18 protein-coding genes are annotated in these 18,336 nt (G+C 73.8%); 2 read left to right on the forward strand and 16 right to left on the reverse strand.

The window, feature by feature from the left end; translation table 11 throughout:
* Positions 1 to 27: 27 nt before the first annotated feature.
* From GD970_RS00165 to GD970_RS00200, 8 genes are all read right to left on the reverse strand, one after another.
* Positions 28 to 1,614 carry an FAD-dependent monooxygenase gene (locus tag GD970_RS00165; RefSeq protein ID WP_211489621.1) on the reverse strand — a complete coding sequence of 529 codons (1,587 nt, stop codon included), beginning with the start codon at positions 1,612 to 1,614 and terminating at the stop codon, positions 28 to 30.
* A complete protein-coding gene (locus tag GD970_RS00170) occupies positions 1,611 to 3,263 on the reverse strand; it encodes a phytoene desaturase family protein (RefSeq protein WP_152199337.1) in 1,653 nt (550 codons plus the stop codon). The genes GD970_RS00165 and GD970_RS00170 overlap by 4 nt, the downstream gene beginning before the upstream one ends.
* The gene (locus tag GD970_RS00175) at positions 3,260 to 3,772 is read right to left on the reverse strand and encodes an NADPH-dependent FMN reductase (protein WP_152199340.1); all 513 of its coding nucleotides are present in this window, start codon (positions 3,770 to 3,772) and stop codon (positions 3,260 to 3,262) included. The genes GD970_RS00170 and GD970_RS00175 overlap by 4 nt, the downstream gene beginning before the upstream one ends.
* Positions 3,769 to 4,893, reverse strand: a complete 1,125-nt coding sequence (locus GD970_RS00180; RefSeq protein ID WP_226925025.1) for an LLM class flavin-dependent oxidoreductase — start codon at positions 4,891 to 4,893, stop codon at positions 3,769 to 3,771. Before GD970_RS00180 ends, GD970_RS00175 begins: the two co-directional genes overlap by 4 nt.
* Positions 4,894 to 5,031: 138 nt before the next feature.
* A complete protein-coding gene (locus tag GD970_RS00185; protein ID WP_152199343.1) occupies positions 5,032 to 5,466 on the reverse strand; it encodes a CoxG family protein in 435 nt (144 codons plus the stop codon).
* Positions 5,463 to 7,910 (reverse strand): xanthine dehydrogenase family protein molybdopterin-binding subunit, encoded by a 2,448-nt coding sequence (locus GD970_RS00190; RefSeq protein ID WP_152199345.1) that lies wholly within the window; start codon positions 7,908 to 7,910, stop codon positions 5,463 to 5,465. The genes GD970_RS00185 and GD970_RS00190 overlap by 4 nt, the downstream gene beginning before the upstream one ends.
* Entirely contained in the window at positions 7,907 to 8,461 is a 555-nt protein-coding gene (locus GD970_RS00195; RefSeq protein ID WP_152199347.1) for a (2Fe-2S)-binding protein, read from the reverse strand. Before GD970_RS00195 ends, GD970_RS00190 begins: the two co-directional genes overlap by 4 nt.
* Positions 8,458 to 9,324, reverse strand: coding sequence for an FAD binding domain-containing protein (locus GD970_RS00200; RefSeq protein ID WP_170297130.1), 867 nt, complete (start codon positions 9,322 to 9,324; stop codon positions 8,458 to 8,460). The genes GD970_RS00195 and GD970_RS00200 overlap by 4 nt, the downstream gene beginning before the upstream one ends.
* 267 nt (positions 9,325 to 9,591) lie before the next feature.
* Here GD970_RS00200 and GD970_RS00205 point away from each other — a divergent pair, with 267 nt between their 5' ends.
* Together GD970_RS00205 and GD970_RS00210 are read left to right on the forward strand one after the other, a co-directional pair.
* Positions 9,592 to 10,287 carry a GntR family transcriptional regulator gene (locus tag GD970_RS00205; RefSeq protein ID WP_152199351.1) on the forward strand — a complete coding sequence of 232 codons (696 nt, stop codon included), beginning with the start codon at positions 9,592 to 9,594 and terminating at the stop codon, positions 10,285 to 10,287.
* A 236-nt stretch (positions 10,288 to 10,523) separates the two neighbouring features.
* Positions 10,524 to 11,222, forward strand: coding sequence for a GntR family transcriptional regulator (locus GD970_RS00210; RefSeq protein WP_152199353.1), 699 nt, complete (start codon positions 10,524 to 10,526; stop codon positions 11,220 to 11,222).
* A gap of 32 nt (positions 11,223 to 11,254) precedes the next feature.
* Here the strand turns inward: GD970_RS00210 and GD970_RS00215 are convergent, their stop codons facing one another.
* From GD970_RS00215 to GD970_RS00250, 8 genes are all read right to left on the reverse strand, one after another.
* Entirely contained in the window at positions 11,255 to 12,214 is a 960-nt protein-coding gene (locus tag GD970_RS00215) for an amidohydrolase family protein (protein WP_152199356.1), read from the reverse strand.
* Positions 12,211 to 13,104 carry a fumarylacetoacetate hydrolase family protein gene (locus GD970_RS00220; protein ID WP_152199358.1) on the reverse strand — a complete coding sequence of 298 codons (894 nt, stop codon included), beginning with the start codon at positions 13,102 to 13,104 and terminating at the stop codon, positions 12,211 to 12,213. Before GD970_RS00220 ends, GD970_RS00215 begins: the two co-directional genes overlap by 4 nt.
* On the reverse strand, positions 13,104 to 13,511 hold the full coding sequence (locus tag GD970_RS00225) for a RidA family protein (protein ID WP_152199361.1): 408 nt from the start codon (positions 13,509 to 13,511) through the stop codon (positions 13,104 to 13,106). The genes GD970_RS00220 and GD970_RS00225 overlap by 1 nt, the downstream gene beginning before the upstream one ends.
* A gap of 95 nt (positions 13,512 to 13,606) precedes the next feature.
* Positions 13,607 to 14,152, reverse strand: a complete 546-nt coding sequence (locus GD970_RS00230; RefSeq protein WP_152199364.1) for a cupin domain-containing protein — start codon at positions 14,150 to 14,152, stop codon at positions 13,607 to 13,609.
* The gene (locus GD970_RS21430; protein ID WP_193314854.1) at positions 14,149 to 14,835 is read right to left on the reverse strand and encodes a cupin domain-containing protein; all 687 of its coding nucleotides are present in this window, start codon (positions 14,833 to 14,835) and stop codon (positions 14,149 to 14,151) included. The genes GD970_RS00230 and GD970_RS21430 overlap by 4 nt, the downstream gene beginning before the upstream one ends.
* Complete coding sequence (locus GD970_RS00240; protein ID WP_152199366.1) at positions 14,832 to 16,514, reverse strand: FAD-dependent monooxygenase; 1,683 nt, start codon at positions 16,512 to 16,514, stop codon at positions 14,832 to 14,834. Before GD970_RS00240 ends, GD970_RS21430 begins: the two co-directional genes overlap by 4 nt.
* A 5-nt stretch (positions 16,515 to 16,519) precedes the next feature.
* Positions 16,520 to 17,248: an SDR family NAD(P)-dependent oxidoreductase gene (locus GD970_RS00245; protein WP_152199368.1), complete on the reverse strand. Its 729-nt coding sequence runs from the start codon at positions 17,246 to 17,248 to the stop codon at positions 16,520 to 16,522.
* A complete protein-coding gene (locus GD970_RS00250) occupies positions 17,245 to 18,315 on the reverse strand; it encodes an Ldh family oxidoreductase (protein ID WP_152199371.1) in 1,071 nt (356 codons plus the stop codon). The genes GD970_RS00245 and GD970_RS00250 overlap by 4 nt, the downstream gene beginning before the upstream one ends.
* Positions 18,316 to 18,336 lie beyond the last annotated feature (21 nt).

Here is an 18,336-nt window from a genome sequence, read left to right on the forward strand (position 1 = left end):
AGGTCACGGAATGGTTAAGGATTCTCCTCAGGCGCGGGTCAGCGCGGGCGCACCGACGACGTCCGCGTACCGGGCGGTGATCTCCTCCGCGCGGCCCAGCGGCAGGATCGCCGCGACGTGGGCGTCGGGGCGCAGGAGCACGACGGCGTCCTCCCCCAGCCCGAAGCGGCGGCGCAGCCGGTCGGCGGGGTCGAACAGCGCCCGGTCGCGCAGGCCGGAGTCGTGCGGCGCGTCCCACCGGCTGACGACGTAGTGGCGCAGGCCCGCCACGGTCGGGCGCGGGATGGACGGCTGGCGCCGGGCGTCGGCGAAGTGCAGCGCCACGAAGGAGTCCGCGCACAGGTCGTGCAGGTGGACGAGGCCCTCGGGACCGAAGACCGGCAGGTCGGGTGCCCGGTCCCCCGCGACCACCGGCAGCGGTGCGTCGCCGGACTTGACCATCGACCAGTCGCCGTCGCCGTCGACGTCGAGGCGGACGCCGAGCAGGGCCCGGGTGAAGGCGTTGCCCCAGTTCCCCTCCCCCATGGCGGAGACGCCGTCGGCGCGGCGGCCCATGTTCGCCCGCGCCGCCTCGGCCAGCGCGCCGGACCCCTGGATCGCCACCGGCGCCTGCTCCCGCTCGTACCCGCCCAGCACGGTCTCGTCGGCCCAGCCGCGGAAGAGCCACGCGAGGCGCCAGGGCAGGTTGGAGGCGTCGAGGATCCCGGTGTTGAGGCCCAGCGCCCACATGGGGGTGATGAGGTGCGCGGCGTCACCCATGAGGAAGACCCGGCCCACGTTCCACGTCTCGGCCACCCGGTGGTGGACGCTGTAGATGTTGGTGCCCAGGATCTCCATGCTGTCGGTCTCGCCGATGAAGCGGGCGACCTTCTCGGCGAACTCCTCCCGGCTGGGTTCGGGGCGGCCGGGCGCGAGGGGGAAGAGGAAGCGCCAGCAGTGGGGCTGGCGCACCAGCACCATCCACTCCTGCGGGTCGCCGAAGTAGGCCAGGTACGGGTAGTCGCGCGGGTTGGCCAGGTCGAGGTCGACCTTGAGGTCGACGAGGGTGTACCGCTCCTCGAGGGTCTTGCCCTCCACCGTGATGCCGAGCTGCTCGCGGATGGTCGACCGGCCGCCGTCGCAGCCCAGCACGTAGCTGACCTCCTCGCGGACCTCCCCCGCCGGGCCGTCGAGGACCAGCGAGACGCCGTCGCCGTGGTCGGTGAAGTCGCGCAGCCGGTGCCCCATGCGCAGCGCGCCGGGGGCCTTGCGCTCGAGCGCGTCGCGCAGGAGCGGCTCGAGCTCGTGCTGGGGGATGTTGATGACGAAGGGGTAGCGGGTGTCCTCGGTGAGGTCGCCGGTGCGCACGGAGAGCGTGGAGGCGTTTGTGGCCCGGTCCAGCTCCCCGATCTCGTCGACCCGCACGGCGGCGCGCATCACGTCGTCCAGCGCCCCGTAGCGGTGGAGCACCTCCAGGGTGCGGGTGAGGATCGTCCCCGCCTTGGTGTCCAGCGAGAGGCGGTCGTCCTCCTCGAAGACGACGACGGGCACCCCGTAGTGGGCCAGGCCGATGGCGGTCACGAGCCCGACCGGGCCGCCGCCGACGACGGCCACCGGGCGTTCGAGGTTGGTCACTTCTCCTCCTTGCGTGGGCCCCGCGGGGCGGGGCCGGGACGGGGGCCGGGGCGGTGGATGGCCGGCCGGTCGGTGCGCCGGACGAGCCGGGTGGCGGCCCGGTATCCCGAGCCTGCGCCCAGGCCCGGCCCGGGATGGACGGCGGCGCCGATGTGCACGAGGGCGTCCACGCCGGTGCGGCCCGCACCGTCGGGGAAGGGCCGCCACCACAGGTTCTGGTCGAGCTCGGCCGAGCCGCCGTAGGGGTCGCCCGCCACCGCGTTCGGGTTGCGCGCGACCAGGTCGAGCGGGGTGGTCACCCGCACGTCGCGGATCGCGGCGTCGAGGTTCGGCGCGTGGGCGGCCACCCGCTGGAGGACCCGCTCGGCGTAGGCCCGCGCCAGCGCCGCGGTCCAGCCGCCGTCGGTGCGCAGCTGACCGGCGGCGTCGCCCACCGGTGCGAAGGGCACCTCCTGCAGCTGCAGCCACAGCGCGCCGGCGCCGGGCGGCACCCGGGAGTGGTCGAGCAGGTGCTGACGCCCCACGACGACGGTGGGCCTCCTGGGGAGCAGGCCCGCCTCCGCCTCGGCGCAGGCGATGCCGGTCGACGCCGATCCGTCGCTGACGTGCACGAGGGGGACGTCGGCCAGCCGCTCGTCGGTCCAGGCCAGGGGCCGGTCGAGGGTGACGTGGACGTGCATCGCCGCCCGGCCGGGCCGGTAGGAGCCGGCGGCCGCGCGGTGCCGCGGGGGTGCGGCGTCTCCGAGCAGCCGGCCGTAGAGGGCCTGCGGGGAGACGGACGCCAGCACCGCTCGCCGGGCGGGGATGCGCCGTCCGCCGGCTGACACGCCCACGGCCCGCCCGCCCCTGACGAGGATCCGGTCGACCGACGTGCCGGTCATCACCCGCACGCCGAGCTCGGCGAGCAGCCCCTCGAACGCGGCCACGAAGTTCCCGGCGCCGCCCTCCACCACCGGCAGTCCGGCCAGGTGGGTCGAGGCCGCGAAGACCGGCAGCATGAACCCGCCCGAGGCGCTGTCCGGGGACAGGCCGGCGTGCAGCAGCCACGGCACCCACAGGTGGTCGACCTCCGGGCCACGGAAGGACCGGGCCGCCCAGGACCGGCCCGAGGCGAGCAGGTCCCGGGCCAGGTGCTCGGTCCCGCGCAGGCCGAGCCGACCGCCGAGGCCGAGGGCCGCCCGGACGCCGCCCACGGAGCGCAGGTCCGCGCCCATGAGCGCCCCGACGTGGCCGGCGCGGGCGGCGAAGCCCTCCACCATGGCCAGGTATGCGCTCCGGTCGGCCGGGTCGGTGAGGCCGCTGGCGGTGGCCTCGGGGTCCCGGTGGGCGACCGTGACGCGCCCGCCGTCGCCCACGCTGGCCGTGACCGAGCCCTCGGTGTTGCGGTAGCTCAGGCCGTGCCGGGCCAGGTCCGCGCCGAGCTCGGCGAAGGCCGGGGAGGTGACGAAGAGCGGGTGCCAGGAGGAGTACAGGTCGTCGACGTACCCCGGCGTGGTGGCCTCGCCGGAGGCGATGAAGCCCCCGATCCGCTCGTTGCGGTCGATGAGCACCACGTCCCAGCCCGCGCGGGCCAGAACGGCCGCCGCGACCATGCCGTTGACCCCGGCGCCGACGACGACGGCGTCGGGAGCCTGGGCCGGCGCGCTCACCCGGCCCGCCGGGCGGCGAGGGCGGGACGCAGCACGGCCAGGTGCGTGGCGCACCAGGCCTCGAGGGCGGCGTCCGGGTCGGCCAGGTCGGCGTCGAGCACGAACACCCCGCGGGTGGGCATGCTCGCGCCGATCTCCACGAGCACCGGGCGCAGGGAGGTCTCGACGGCGAGGGCGTGGTGCGGGGCGCCGGCCACCATGAGCGGCACGGTGGGGATGCCGAGCAGCGCGTCGGCGCCGAACCGGTCGAGGAACGCCTTGAGCAGCCCGGTGTAGGTGGCCTTGTACGTGGGCGAGGCGACGACGAGGGCGGCGGCCTCGCGCACGGCCTCCACGGCCGCGGCGACCCCGGGCGAGGAAGGGTCGAAGAGCTCCCCGGCGAGGTCGGCGAGCTCGACGACGCGGACCTCGCCGTCACCGGCCACCCGCCGGCCCAGCGCGGCCGCCGCCGCGGCGGTGCGCGAGCCGGCCCGGGGGTTCCCCACCACGACGACGACGGGGCGGCTCATCGCGGCTTCCGCACGCCCTTGCGCTCCAGGCGCGGGAGGACCTCCTGGGCGAAGTACTCGAGCTCGGAGACGTAGTCGACGAACGCGAGGGTCAGGCCGGAGAAACCGGCCCGGTAGTAGCGCTCGAGCTCGTCGGCGACGTCGTCGGGCGTGCCGTACAGCGGGACGGAGCCGTGCCCGGCGGCGAAGCGCGACCGGTAGGTGGCCAGCATCTCCGGGGTGAAGGACTTGGCGTGCAGGTTCTGCAGGCGCATGAGGTTGTCGACGGCGGACCAGTCGGCGTTCTCCTCGGCGTAGTAGCGCAGGAACTCCTCGGCCTCCCCGCGGGTGGGGCGGCAGACCACGTGGCTGGGCGTGAACACGCCGAACTTGCGGCCGTAGGCCTCGCGGGCGTGGCTGGTGAGCTTCTCGACCACCCCGGCGCCGTCGTCGGGCCCGAAGACGTTGGTGAAGACGTAGTCGGCGTTGCGGGCGCCGAACTCCCGCCCCTGCCCGGAGGAGCCGGCGTTGAGGATGGGCATGCGGCCCGCGAACGGCTTGGGGTTGCCGTAGATGTGCTTGCCCTGGAAGAACCGGCCCTGGTGGTCGAACGGCTCGTCCTCGCTCCAGATGCGCTCGATGAGGTCGAACCACTCCTGGGCCATTGCGTAGCGGTCGTCGTGCTCGGTGGGCAGGTCCACCCCGAAGATCTCGTACTCGGGCTGGTTCCAGCCAGCGACGACGTTCAGCCCCGCGCGGCCGTGGCTGAGCTGGTCGATGGTGGCCAGCTGCTTGGCGACGACGATCGGGTGGTTGAAGGCGGTGTGGACGGTGGAGAAGATGGTGATGTTCTTGGTCTTGGCGAGCAGCCCTGCCGCCCACGTGATGGTCTCGAGGACGCCGCCGTGGAAGTTCGTCTCGCCGCCGTAGCCGATCCACCGGGCGATCGGCAGCAGGAAGTCGATGCCCACCTCGTCGGCGAGGACCGCCATCCGCTCGTTGTCGTCCCAGCTGGCGCTCCAGCGCTCCTCGATCTTGGTCACGGCGAACCCGCCGGAGCAGTTCGCGCTGAACAGGCCGAGCTTCAGGCCGGTGTCGGTGAGCATCGGGCGCTGCAGCCCGGTCTGGGTCGTCTGGGTCATCGGGGTCTCCTGATGGTGCTGGAAGGGTGGGAGGGCACGCCTGACCGCGGCGGCCGGCGTACGGCCGCCGCGAGGGCGGGGGGGCGACCGGCGGTCCGGCCCCGCGTGCCGGTCGGCACGCGGCCGCGCCGACCGGGCTCAGCCGCGCGTGCTGGCGGCGGCGGCCGCCTGGAGGACGTCGCAGATGGCTCGGGCGACGATCTCGGCGCCCACGCGCTGGCCCACGCTGGCGGCGGTGCCGCCGAGGAGGACGTCGGCCTCCCAGCGCACCGTCGAGCCGCCGGCGGCGGGCTCGAAGCTCAGCAGGAGGTCGGCGTCGACGAGGTTGCTGCCCCGGGTGGCACGCACGGCGACCGCCGCGGAGGAGTCGGTGACCCGCCCGGGGGTGATCGTCGTCGCGAACCGGATCGGGCCGAGGGAGATGACCGGGTAGTACTCCACCCGGAGCGTGCCGTCCTCGGTGACCTCGACGTCCCGGAAGGCCGGGACGCCGGCGAGCACCTCGGGCGAGGCGGCGAGCGACCGCAGCGCGTCGGGCCCGGCGGGGGTGTCGAACGTGCCGGCGAGCTTCATCGGATCACCTTGACCTTGGCGGAGTTGGCCCCGGCGAGAAGGTCGAGGACCACCTCGGAGGGGATGTGGCTGTCGAGGACCATGCCCGTGTCGCGCAGCGCGTCCTGCACCGCGGCGCCGAGGGTGTGCTGGGGAGCGCCGCCGCCCTCGCCCATGCCCTTGGCGCCGGTGGGCGTGAACGGCGAGGGGCTGACGACGTTGTCGTAGCGCAACGTCGGCATGTCGTAGGAGGTGGCGGCGTGGTAGTCGTAGAAGTTCGCGCCGAGCAGCTGCCCGTCCGGCGTGTAGTGGAAGTTCTCGAAGAGCGCCGCGGACAGGCCGTGCGCCGTGGCGCCGTGCACCTGGCCCTGGATGAGCATCGGGTTGATGGGATTGCCGCAGTCGTCGACCATCCCGTACCGCAGCACCGTCACCTGACCGGTCTCCTCGTCGATCTCCACGACGGCCGCGTGGACCTGGGTGGAGTACGTGAGGGTGAGGTTGCCCTTCTTCGTCTCGATGTCCGGCACGGTGAAGGGGGCGTTGTACACGCCGCGGCCGACCAGGGTGACGGTCTCGGCCAGCTCGCGAGGCAGCTCCGCCGGAGACATGTGAACCAGCCAGCCCACCGCCTGGATGGGCATTTGCCGGTCCGGGTCGCCGGCGACCTTGACCATGCCGTCCTCGAGGACGAGCTCGTCGGGGGTAGCGCCCAGCTGGGAGCCGGCCACGAGCTTGATCTCGCGGACGAGCTTGTTGGTCGCGTCGATCAGCGCCCCGATGCCGGTGACGACGAACTGGGAGGCGTAGGAGCCGGAGAAGCCGGTCTGCGCGCCCAGCAGCGAGTCCCCGCCCCGGTGGGTGATGAGGTCCTCGGGCCGCAGGCCCAGCATGTCCGCGACGACCTGAGCCATCGTGGTCTCGTGCCCCTGGCCGTAGGCCACGCCGCCGGTGACGACATAGACGGAGCCGTCCGAGCCCATGCGCACCAGCCCGGCCTCGGTGTTGCCGCTCATCCCGGAGTTGGGGTTGATGTAGCGCGACTGGCCGAAGTTGTTGGTCCCCGAGTCGAGCGTGGACCCGATGCCGATGCCGATCCGCTTGCCGGTGCCCACGGCGGCCGCTTGCAGGCGCCGGGCGTCCTCGTAGTCGATGAGCTCGAGCACCTTGCGCAGGCTGAGCGGGAGGTTGCCCGAGTCGTACACGCACTCGTTGACGGTGGTGTAGGGATACTGCTCGGGCTGGATGTAGTTCTTCAGCCGGAACTCCACCGGGTCGAGTCCGAGCTTGGTGGCGGCGATGTCGAACAGGCGCTCCATCGCCCACAGGTGCTGCATGCGGGAGTAGCCGCGCACCGGCAGGGTCGGGCCCTTGTTGGTGTACACCGACTTCCAGTTCACCCGCAGGTGCTTGATCTGGTAGCAGGCGTTGGCCACCTGGGACCAGATCGGGGCGCCGAGCGGCTCGTAGCGGGTGTAGGCGCCGTGGTCGTCCAGGGCGTCGTAGGTCACGCCGAGGACGGTGCCGTCGTTCTGCACGGCGATCTTGAGGTTGGTGAAGGTGCGCTCGTTGGAGTGGCCGCCCTCCATGTGCGCCTCGGAGCGCGTCTGGGTCCAGCGCACGGGCCGGCGGAACTTCCGGGCCATGAGCGCCAGGGCGACCATGGGGATGAACATCCCGACCTTGACGCCGAAGGAGCCGCCGATGTCCTTGCTCAGCAGGCGGATCTTCTCCACGGGGTGACGCAGCGCCTTGGAGATCATCAGCAGCGTCAGCTGCGGCTGGGCGCACCCGCTCTGGATCGTGAAAGTGTCCATGCCCGCGTCGTAGTCGACCGAGACGACGAAGGTCTCCAGCGGCGTCGGGGAGAAGCGGTGGAAGTGCAGCTCGTCGACCTCGATGACGTGGTCGGCGTTCTCCAGGGCGAAGTCGATGTCGCCGAAGTCGAAGTCGCCCTGCCAGGAGACGTTCGAGCCGATGCCCTCGTGGAGCACCGGTGCCTCGGGCCGCACGGCGTCGCGGGCGTCGACGACGACGGGCAGCGGCTCGTACTCCACCACGACGGCGGCGGCGGCGTCGCGGGCCGCCTCGCGGGAGTCGGCGGCGACGGCGACCACGGGCTCGCCGACGTACCGGACCTTGCCGCCGCTGGCCAGGGGCCGGTCGACCTCGGCCGCGCCGGGGCCGGCCTGGTACTCGATGAAGGGGTCGCTGAGCTCCTCGACGTCCTGCGGGGTCAGCGTGCCGACGAAGCCCTCGACCAGTGCGGCGCCGGAGACGTCGATCTTCGTGATGCGGGCGTGGGCGTAGGGGGACCGGACGAACTGGACGTAGGCGAGGCGGTAGGTGGGGGTGTCGTCGGCGAACTCGCCCTCGGCACGCAGGAGGCGGTCGTCCTCGCGGCGGAGGATCGCCTGGCCCTCGTACTTCTCCTTGGCGGTCGCCGTCGTGGAGGTGATGGTCATGCCCGCGCCTCCTCGGCCTCGGTGTGCCGGCCGTGCGGCAGCGGGGCGTCGGCCCCGCCGGCGGCGCAGACGGCGTTGACGATGTTCTCGTAGCCGGTGCAGCGGCAGATGTTGCCCTTCAGGGCCCGGCGCACCGACTCGTTGGTGACCTCTTCACCCGACTCGAGGAAGTCGGTGGCGGTCATGAGGAACCCGGAGGTGCAGTAGCCGCACTGGAGGGCGTGGTGCTCCTTGAACTTCTGCTGCAGGTCGTTCAGGGTGCCGTCCTCAGCGGCGAGCGACGCGGCGGTCTCGACCTCGGAGCCGTCGGCCTGGACGGCCAGGATCATGCAGGACTTCGCCAGCTTGCCGTCCCAGCGGACGGTGCAGGCGCCGCAGTTGCCCGTGTCGCAGCCGATCTTCGGGCCGCGTCGGTCGAGGTCGTCGCGCAGCCAGTGCACGAGCAGCTTGCGGGAGGGGACGACGCCCGTGCGCGTCTCGCCGTCGACGGTGACGGTGATGGTGTGGAGGTCCGGACCGGTGAGCAGGTCCGCCGTGGTCTGCTGGCTCATGCCTGCTCCTTCTCGGTGAGGGCGACCAGGGCGCGGCGCAGCTGCACCTTGGCCATCGCGCGCCGGTACTGGGCGCTGCCGTGGGTGTCGGAGATGGTCTCGAACGGCTCGGTGTCGAACGCCTTCAGGGCCGCCGTGACGGTCTCGGCGGCGGCCGGGCGCCCGGCGAGGGCTGCCTCCACCGCGGGCAGGCGCACCGGGGAGCCGGGCACCGCGCCGAGGAAGACGCGCGGGTCGGCGAGCGTGCCGCCGCTGACGCCGGCTCGCACCACCACCCGGGCCAGCGCCCAGGAGTCCCGGGCGAGCTGCATGTGGCGGTGGACCAGGACGTCCGTCGCCGGCAGCGCGGGCACGTGCACGGCGACGAGCAGCCCGCCGCCCGTCACCGCGGTGCACAGGGCGCCGCGGAAGAAGTCCGCGGCGGGCAGGGTGGCCGTGCCGTCGTCGACGATGACCTCGAACGCGGCGCCGAGGGCCGAGAGCAGCGGCGGGAAGTTGTTCGTGGGGTCGTTCAGCGAGACGTTCCCGCCGATCGTGCCCCGGTTGCGGACCTGGCGGTCCACCAGGCCGGCGGCCATCTCTGCCACGGCCGGGGCCACCTCGTTGACGAGGGGACCGGCGGCCAGCTCCGCGTACGTCGTCGCGGCGCCGATGCGCACACCGTCGGCGGATCGCGAGACGCCGCGCAGCTCCTCGAGGGCGTGCACGTCGATCAGCGCCGACGGCGAGACCAGATCGAGCTTGAGGGCGTTGATCAGCGTCTGCCCGCCGGCCAGCACGGCCGAGCCGGGCACCTCGCGCAGAAGGGTGGCGGCATGCCCGGCGCTCTGCGGCCGGACGTACCGGAAGGGCGGAAGAATCATGAAGGGGACCTTCCTCTCGAGCCCGAGGGCTCGGTCGTCGTCGTCGACTCGAATGGCGGGAAGCATCGCGAATCTGTGATCACATGTCAAGAGGATCAGATACGCGTGTCCCGCCCATCCTGCTCCGTCGTGGCACCGGCGTGCGGCTTTTCGGCCGGAGGCCTCTGCTCGCGGCTTCCCGCGGCCCCGCCGTCCGTGATCACACATCGGTACACTCGGTGCACGCCCGGCAACCCGGGTCCGTCCCGCGCGAAGGTTCCGAACACCATGACGTCCACCGACCACGACCTGTTCGAGCTCTCCCCCGACGGCCCCGCCGGGATCCACCGGACGATGGCGGACCGCGTCACGGTCGAGATCCACCGGCTCATCATCATGGGTGACCTCGAGCCCGGGGCCGCCCTGCCCATCCGCGACCTCGCCGACCGCTTCGGCACCAGCTCCATGCCGGTGCGGGAGGCGCTGCGCCGCCTGGATGCGCTAGGCCTCGTCGAGATCACCCCGCACCGCGGGGCCCGGGTCGCCGAGACCTCGGTGGAGGACCTCGAGGACACCTACCGGGTCCGGCTCCTCCTCGAGCCGCTCGCCGTCGCCGCGGCCGCCGAGTCCGTCGACGACGCCCACCTCGAGCGGGCGGCCGACGCCCTCGCCCGGCACAACGCCGCTATGGACGCCGGGGACCTCGACCGGGCCCGCACCGCCCACACGGAGTTCCACTTCCTCCTCTACCAGGGGGCCGGCTCCCGGTGGCTCCAGCGGGCGATCGAGCCGGTCTGGCAGAACAGCGACCGCTACCGCTTCGCCGCCTCCGGCGGCGAGAAGGACCGCAGCCGCGCCGAGCACACCGAGATCCTCGAGGCGTGCCGGGCGCACGACGCCGCCGCCGCCGAGGCGGCCATGCGCCGCCATCTCGAGGGGGCGCGCGACCGCATCAGGGCCGCGATGCGGTCCCACCGCGTCTGACCGCCCTCCTCGCGGGGAGGGGCGCCCCAGCCTTGCCCGGCCCCTCCTCCGCACGGGCGGGGAGACCGGAGGGCCGCGGCCGCACACCGGCGACCCGTCCGGGTGAGCCGGCCCCCGACCGGCCCGGACACGCACCCGTTCCCATAGCCAACTTCATTGACATGTGATCACATACTCCCCAGGGCGGCGCGCGGCGCAGTGAGGGCGCCCGCCGCCAAGCTGACGAGAGGGAACCGGTGACCACTGCCTTCGAGCCCGCCCCGGACCGGACGGGCGGGCTGCACGACACCCTGTCGGACCGGGTGACCGCCGAGCTGCACCGCCTGATCCTGACCGGTGAGCTGCCCGCGGGGTCGGCCCTGCCGATCCAGGAGCTGGCCGAGCGGTTCACCACGAGCGCCATGCCCGTCCGCGAGGCCCTGCGGCGCCTCGCCGGTCTCGGCGTGGTGGAGATCGTGGCGCACCGGGGCGCCCGGGTGCGCGACCTGACCGAGGAGGACCTCGCGGACACGTACCGGATGCGGCTCACGCTCGAGCCGCTGGCCGTCTCGCTCGCCGCCGAGCGCAGCGACGAGGCGGTCGCCCGGAAGGCTATGGAGGCGCTCGAGCGCCACGAACGGCACCGCGAGGCCGGCGACCTCGAGCGCGCGCGGCGCGCGCACACGGATTTCCACTTCGGCCTGTACCGCGCCTCGGGCTCGCGCTGGCTGCTGCGGGCGATCGAGCCGGTCTGGCAGAACAGCGAGCGTTACCGCTTCAGCGCCCGCCGCGCGCACGCCGCGGTGCACCGGAGCGCCACCGACGCCTTGCGCAGCCACGAGGAGCACGTCCACATCCTCGACGCCTACCGGGCGGGGGACGCCGCGGCCGCCGAGCGGGCCATGCGCGAGCACCTCGAGGGCGCCATGACGCGCATGCAGGCCGCGATCAGCTGACGCGGGCGTGCCCCGCCCGGTCGACGCGGGTGTCAGGCCCCCGACCGTCCCGCCGCGGCGCCGAGGAACGCGGCCGCGTTGTCCGCTGCCACCCGGTCCGCGGCCGCCGGGCCGCGGTGCGCCAGCAGCGCCAGCGGGTCGTCGGTGCCCATGGGGAAGGGCCAGTCGCTGCCCACCAGGAGGTGCTCCTCGCCGACGACGCCGACGGCGAGGTCGAGCGCGGCGGCGTCGTGGGCGAGGCAGTCGACCCACAGCCGGGCGGCCTCCTCCCGCAGGTCCGCGTCCCGCCGGGGCACGCCGGGGCGGTCGGTGTCCAGCCCCCGCTGGTACCGGCCCAGCACCGCCGGCAGCACGCCGCCGCAGTGCACGAGGGCGATCCGCAGGCCCGGGTGGCGCTGGAGCACCCCACCGAGGAGGAGCTGGGCCGCGGCGAGACCGGTCTCGACGGGGTTGCCGAGGAGGTTCCCGAGGTAGAGCTCGTCGAGCCGCTCGTCCGGGGAGGCGCCGGGGTGCAGCACCAGGGGTGCGTCGAGAGCGACGAGTCCCGCCCACAGCGGGGCGAGCCGGTCGTCGGCCAGGCTCACCGAGCGCCCGCCGGCCGAGGCGGTGAACCCGACCGACCTCTCCCCGAGCCGACCGAGCTCGGCGACGGCCAGGTCGGGGTGCTCCAGCGGCAGGTAAGCGAGCGGCACGAGGGCCGGGTAGCCCCGGGTGAGCTCCCGCAGGCCGTCGTTGAGGGCCCGCACCCACCGTTCGGCCTGCTCGGGCGCCAGGTGCTGGCGGTACAGCGGCGGCGGCACCGAGACTAGGGCGCGCTCCAGCCCGGCGCCGGCGAGCCACTCGACCAGCCGCTCGGGGGCGTACAGGCCCGGCGGGCCGATGACGTGCTCGCCGGCGGCCAGCCGGCCGCCGGCGTCCCGCAGCCCGGCGGCTGCGAGGACGTCGGCGGCCGGGACCGGCACCAGGTGCGTGTGGATGTCCGTCCGGGTCATCCCACCACCTGATAGGCGGACAGGGAGCTCGCCGTGACGGTGTTGCGCAGCTCGCCGAGCCCCGTGACGCGCGTGACCAGCTCGTCCCCCGCGCCGAGGAAGATCTGCGGCTCGCGGGCGTTGCCGATCCCGCTCGGGGTGCCGGTGAGGATCACGTCGCCCGGCAGCAGGGTCATGCCCCAGCTGAGCTCGGCGATGATCTGGCCGATGGTGAAGGCCATCTGCCGCGTGCTCGCCGACTGCAGCTCGCGCCCGTTGAGCTCGAACGTGATCCGTAGGTCGGCCACGTCGACCTCGTCCGGCGTGGTGACCCAGGGCCCGATGGGCATCGAGGCGTCGATGCTCTTGCCCTTGAGCCACTGGCCGCCGTGGGCCCGCTGGAGGTCGCGCTGGGAGACGTCGTTGGCCACGAGCAGGCCCGCGACGTGCTCCATCGCCCGGTCCTCCGGGATCGACCGGCCGCCGCGGCCGATGACGACGGCGACCTCCGCCTCGTAGTCCCACTTCGCCGAGAGGTCCGGGTCCCACGCGATGGGGTCGCGCGGGCCGATGACGCTCAGCGGGCCCTTGGTGAAGAAGGTCGGGTGCTCCGGCCGGCTCGCCGGGTCCTGCCCCTCACGCTTGCCCTTCGACTCCTCGAAGTGGTCCCAGTAGTTCCAGCCGGTGCACAGCACGTCCCGGTTGAACCGGGTCAGCGGTGCGAGCAGGTCCAGGGCGGCCGTGGCCACCCGCTCTGCGCCCGCCGCGGCCGCGGCGGCCGCCGCGGCGGCCGCCGGGTCGCGGACGATCTCGTCCGGGGTGGGGGCGCCGGCCGGCAGGACGAGCGCCTCCTCCCCCTCGACGAGGAACGTGCGCCTCTCCCCCGCGTGGCGCGCGGCTCCGAAGCGCATCAGCCCGCCTCGGGCAGGACGGCGATGGCGTTGATCTCGATGAGGTAGTCCTTGTTGACGAACTTCGAGACCTCCACCATCGTCGAGGCCGGCGCGACGCCGGTGAAGTACTGGCTGCGGACGGCGTGGATGGCCTGGAAGTCCTCCATGTTCCGCACGTACACGTCGACGCGGACGATGTCGTCCAGGGTGCCGCCGGCGGCCTCGACCGCCGCCTGGAGGTTCTGGCACACCTGGTGGGTCTGGGCGCTGACGTCGCCGACGCCGGTGACCCCGCCCTCGGCGTTGCGGGCCGTCATGCCGGAGATGAACACCAGCGTGCCCTGGGCCTTGATGGCCGTGGCCTGGGCGAAGTGGCCGTTCGGCACGGCCAGCTTGTCGCTGCGGATCTCAGTCTTGGTTGCCATGTGGTCTTTCCTTTCGGTGGAAGGGGTTGTGGCCCTGCGGCGGGTGCGGTCGTCCTGCCCGCCCTGGGGCCGGTGGGGTTGGATCAGCGGATGGATCAGCGCGCGTCGGCGGGGTCGGAGTACCAGCTGGGCTGGGTCGGGTAGTGCGGGCCGTCGTAGATCTCCAGCAGCACGGTCTCCTCCTCGGCGAGGGTCGGACCGTGCATGCTCCCGCGCGGGTTCCAGTAGAAGGAGCCGGCGGTCAGGGTGACGTCGGTGGGGACGTAGGTGTAGCGCCCCGACAGGCAGAACATGAACTGGTTGGAGGCGTGGGAGTGCCGGCTCGGGATGCCCGAGCCCTTCTCGAACTTCACCAGCGTGATCGAGGCACCGGTGTCCTCGTTGCGCCACAGCGTCTTGTGGCTCAGCCCGGCGAGGGTCTTGTCCACCCACTCCAGGTCGCCGCTCTGCACGAGGATCTCCCGGAACCGGTAGGTCGCCTCGCCGTCGAGGACGGGGCCGGCCTGCTCGCGGGAGCGGTCCGGCGCCTCGCCGCCGTAGCGGGCCGGCTCGGAGAGGTTCTCGGCCCACTCGTGGGCGTCGACGGCCTCGGGGCGCGGGGGCGTGGGGACGAGCGGCAGGGGCGTGCTGATCTCGGTCATGCGTGGTCCTTTCCGGTGCCGTGCGCCAGGTAGTCCAGCGCGACGACGAAGAACGTGCGGTCGTGGTCGGTCTCGTTGTCGAGCTTGTAGGTCCCGCCCTCGTGGTAGCTCACGGAGGCGGCCAGCGCGTCGTCCTCGAGGTCGGCGTCGAGCTCGGCCACCACGTGACCGACGTCCTCGAGTTCGAGGGCGAGGCGCGTGCGGGCGGGCACCGTAGCCGTCCAGACCCGGACGTAGTCGGTGCCGATGACGGGCACGCGGCCGTCGTCGGGGCGGGGCAGGTCGGGCACCTCGCCCTCGATGCTGCGGGCCCCCGGGCCGACGTCGAGGATGCCCTCGGCCCGGTTCTCGCCCAGGTCCTTGAGCTCGAGGAGCCGGTTGCGGTACCGGGTGCCGCCCGTGTTGGTCAGGCGGTGGATCGGCGAGACGGGACGGAAGACGGCGCCGCCAGAGTACTCCGAGACGTGGCGCGGCTCGCTGCCGTCGAGCCAGTCCATGCGCCCCGAGGAACCGGCGACCGACAGCACGACGTAGGGGTTGTGGTGCTGGTGCCACGGGTGCGTGCCCCCCGGGGGCAGGACGACGTCCCACACCCGCACGACCGGGGTGTCGAGGATGACGCTCGTTCCCACCCCGACCAGGGTGATCTCCGTTCCGTCCGGCGCGGTGACGACGTCGTTCATGCGAGGACCTCCTCGGGCTGGGGGGCCGCGGCGGCCCCGTCGGGTTCGGCGCCCGCGTCCGGGGCGCCACGGAGCTCCGCCGGGCCCGGCCGGACGATGCGGGCGTAGATCTCCTCGGCCACCTGGGAGCCGGTGGACCAGTCGGCGATGGCCGCGATGTGGCCGTCGGGGCGCAGGAGCACGACCGTGCCGTCCTCGACCCCGAGGCGCCGGCGCAGCCGCTCGCCCGGGTCGAAGCAGGACCGCTCGCGCAGGCCAGAGTCGTGCGGGGCGTCCCAGCGGCTGACCAGCAGGTGGGTCAGGCCGGGCGTGCCCGCCGGGGGCAGCACGGGCCGGCGGCGGGCGTCGGCGAAGTGCAGCGCGACGAAGCTGTCGGCGGCCAGCCGGTGGAGGTGGGCCTCCTCGCCGTCGGGGCCGTACACGGGCACGTCGGGCACCCGGTCGCCGACCCGGACGGGCTGGGGCTCCTGGCCCGCGCGGACCATCGACCACTCCCCCGTGCCGGCCACGTCGAGGCGGACCCCGAGCAGCGAGCGGGTCATCGCCCAGCCCCAGCCGCCCTGCCCGCCGCTCTCGACGCGTCCGGCGCCCCCCATGGCCAGGCGGGCGCTCTCCGCCATCTCGCCGGAGCCGCGGATCGCGACGGAGGACTGCTCGGCCTCGTAGCCGGCCAGCAGGGCCGGGTCGGCCCAGCCGCGCAGCACCCAGGCCAGGCGCCAGGGCAGGTTGGAGGCGTCCAGCACGCCGGTGTTCAGGCCCAGCGCCCACATCGGGGTGATGAGGTGGGCGGCGTCGCCCATGAGGAAGACCCGGCCCTCGCCCCAGCGGTCGGCCACGCGCTGGTGGACGGTGTAGACGTTCGTGCCGAGCAGCTCGACGTCGTCCACCTCCCCGATGAACCGCAGCGCCTTGTCGCGCAGCTCCTCCGGTCCCGGCTGCGGCGCGTCGGGCCGCAGCGGGAAGAGGAACCGCCAGCAGTGCGGCTGGCGCACGAGGATCATCCACTCCGCCGGGTCGGCGAAGTAGGCCAGGTAGGGGTAGTCACGGGGGTTGCCGACGTCGAGGTCGACCTTGAGGTCGACGAGCATGTACCGCTCCTCGAGGGTCTTGCCCTCGACGGTGATGCCGAGCTGGTCGCGGATGCCGGACCGGCCGCCGTCGCAGGCGAGGACGTACCGGGCGTCGAGCTCGTGCACGCCGTCGGGACCCTCGACGGTCAGGGTGACGTGGTCGGGTTGCTGGACGAGGCCCGTCACGCGGTGGCGCAGCCGCAGCACCTCGGGGTCGCGTCCGCGCAGCACCTCCTCCAGGACGGCCTCGAGGCTGTTCTGGGGGATGTTGACGACGAAGGGGAAGCGGGTGTCGCCGGCCAGGACGTCGGTCTTCACGCTCGGCGCGGCGGCGTTGGTGGCCCGGTCGACCTCGCCGATCTCGTCCATCCGCAGCGCGGCGCGCAGCACCGGGGCGGCGGCGCCGTAGCGGTCGAGGACCTCGATCGTCCGGGTCAGCACGGTGCCGGCCTTGGTGTCCAGCGAGAGCCGCTCGTCCTCCTCCAGGACGACGACGGGGATCCCGTAGTGCTTCAGGCCGAGGGCGGTGATGAGGCCGACGGGCCCGGCGCCGACGACCACGACGGGCAGCTCGCCGGTGGGGGCGCCAGGAGGGGCGGTGGGTGCCATGCGGGTCACTCCTTGGGGTAGGAACGGTCGCGGCTCAGCGTCGAGCCGGTCATCGTGGCGGCGTCGGAGAGCAGGAACAGCAGGGGCCCGACGACGTCCTCGGGCGTGCCGATGCCGGTGGTGCGGGCCCAGTGCTCGCGCTCCGCCCCGTCGGGGTTGGCGGCGCGGAACTGCGGGGTGTCGACGACCCCGGGGGCCAGGACGTTGACGCGCACCCGGTGCTCGGCCACCTCGGCGGCGAGGGACTTGGCGAACGGGATGAGCGCCCCCTTGCTCGCCGCGTAGGCGGAGGCCTCGGCCCGGCCCATGTGCGCCAGGCCGGAGGTGAACAGCACGATCGAGCCGTCGCGGCGCGCGACCATGGACGGCAGCACCGCCTGGCAGGCCCACACGACGCCGTCGAGGTTCACGCCGAGCACCTTGCGCCACTCGTCGGGGTCCATGTCGGCGACGGCGGTGCGCGGCTGGATCGCGGCTCCCGCCACCAGGCCGGTGACGTGCCCGTGCTCGGCGACGACGGCGTCCACGGCACCGTGGACGGCGTCGCGGTCGGCGACGTCCACCCGCAGCTGGCTGACGCCCGGGGCGCCCACGAGGGCGTCGGAGTGCGCGACGTCGAGGACGACGGCCTGCCCGCCCGCGGCGCCGACGGCCCGCGCAAGGGCGGCGCCGATGCCGTTGGCACCGCCGGTGACGAGGACGACGTCCCCTGTCGAGTCGAAGCTGGTCTTCACCTGATGGCCTCCATGTCGGTTCGGGGAAGGTCCACGCCGACGGCCGCGGCCGCCCGCTGCAGGCCCTCGAGGGTGCTCGGGTCCATGACGATGCCCTCGGCGGCGGCCCTGGCTGCGAGGGCGGCGCCGCGCTGGCCGGGCAGAACGACCGGGTCGGCGCCCGGGCGGGGCCGCGAGCCGAGGACGCCCGCGGCGAGCTGCGCCATGCCGGCGGCGAAGGCCTCGCGGCCCACGAAGTGCTCGACGTCGATGGCGAGGAAGAAGTGCGCGCAGTCGTTGGGGACCGCGGTGTCCTGGTAGAGCGGCGCCACCGCGGTGCCGAACGCCCCGCCGGAGAGCACGCCCGCGAGGACGTCGACGACCAGGGCCAGGCCGAAGCCCTTGGCGCCCCCGGCGGGCAGGAGCATGCCCTCCAGGGCGGCCGCCGGATCCGCGGTGGGCACGCCGTCGGCGTCGGTGGCCCAGGTCTCGGGGATGGGCCGCCCCTCCGCGGCGGCGATGCGGATCTTGCCCAGCGCGGCCTCGGACAGGGCCATGTCCACACCGAGACCGGGGTCGCCGGGGGCGGCGACGGCCACGGGGTTGTTGCCCACGACCGGCTCGGCACCGCCCGGCGCGGGCATGAGCGGGCGGGTGTTGGCCATGGCCACCCCGATGCAGCCCTGGGCCGCGGCGAGCTGGGCGAAGGGCAGGGCGCGACCGAAGTGGAAGGCCCCGCGCACGGCGACCGCGCCGACGCCCAGCCGCTTGGCCTTCTCGACGGCCAGGCCCATGGCCTGCACGGCGGTGAGCTGGCCCAGCGCGTGGCCGGCGTCGAGGACGGCGCCGGCTCCGCCGTCGTCCCGGACGACGTGAGCGGTGGCGGCGGTGCTGACGGAGCCGGCCCGCAGGCGCTCGACGTACATCGGCACGAGCATCACCCCGTGCGAGGCGACGCCGTGGGCGTCGGCGTCGACGAGGCTGTCGGCGAGGGCGCGCGCCGGCTCGGGGGCGAGCCCGGCGCCCTCGAGGACGGCCGCCGTCGCGGCGGTGAGCCAGGCGGGGCTCACAGTGGATGGTGTGGTCAACGGTTCTTCCCTCTCTCGGGC

It is taken from the genome of Georgenia thermotolerans (genome assembly GCF_009193185.1).
GTDB classification, from domain to species: domain Bacteria; phylum Actinomycetota; class Actinomycetes; order Actinomycetales; family Actinomycetaceae; genus Georgenia; species Georgenia thermotolerans.

Excerpts from the sequence above, each read along its gene's own strand:
- GD970_RS00175 (WP_152199340.1), bottom strand. The coding sequence starts at position 3,772 with ATGAGCCGCCCCGTCGTCGTCGTGGTGGGGAACCCCCGGGCCGGCTCG.
- GD970_RS00180 (WP_226925025.1), bottom strand. The coding sequence starts at position 4,893 with ATGACCCAGACGACCCAGACCGGGCTGCAGCGCCCGATGCTCACCGAC.
- GD970_RS00185 (WP_152199343.1), bottom strand. The coding sequence starts at position 5,466 with ATGAAGCTCGCCGGCACGTTCGACACCCCCGCCGGGCCCGACGCGCTG.
- GD970_RS00190 (WP_152199345.1), bottom strand. The coding sequence starts at position 7,910 with ATGACCATCACCTCCACGACGGCGACCGCCAAGGAGAAGTACGAGGGC.
- GD970_RS00195 (WP_152199347.1), bottom strand. The coding sequence starts at position 8,461 with ATGAGCCAGCAGACCACGGCGGACCTGCTCACCGGTCCGGACCTCCAC.
- GD970_RS00200 (WP_170297130.1), bottom strand. The coding sequence starts at position 9,324 with ATGATTCTTCCGCCCTTCCGGTACGTCCGGCCGCAGAGCGCCGGGCAT.
- GD970_RS00205 (WP_152199351.1), top strand. The coding sequence starts at position 9,592 with ATGACGTCCACCGACCACGACCTGTTCGAGCTCTCCCCCGACGGCCCC.
- GD970_RS00215 (WP_152199356.1), bottom strand. The coding sequence starts at position 12,214 with ATGACCCGGACGGACATCCACACGCACCTGGTGCCGGTCCCGGCCGCC.
- GD970_RS00220 (WP_152199358.1), bottom strand. The coding sequence starts at position 13,104 with ATGCGCTTCGGAGCCGCGCGCCACGCGGGGGAGAGGCGCACGTTCCTC.
- GD970_RS00225 (WP_152199361.1), bottom strand. The coding sequence starts at position 13,511 with ATGGCAACCAAGACTGAGATCCGCAGCGACAAGCTGGCCGTGCCGAAC.
- GD970_RS00230 (WP_152199364.1), bottom strand. The coding sequence starts at position 14,152 with ATGACCGAGATCAGCACGCCCCTGCCGCTCGTCCCCACGCCCCCGCGC.
- GD970_RS21430 (WP_193314854.1), bottom strand. The coding sequence starts at position 14,835 with ATGAACGACGTCGTCACCGCGCCGGACGGAACGGAGATCACCCTGGTC.
- GD970_RS00240 (WP_152199366.1), bottom strand. The coding sequence starts at position 16,514 with ATGGCACCCACCGCCCCTCCTGGCGCCCCCACCGGCGAGCTGCCCGTC.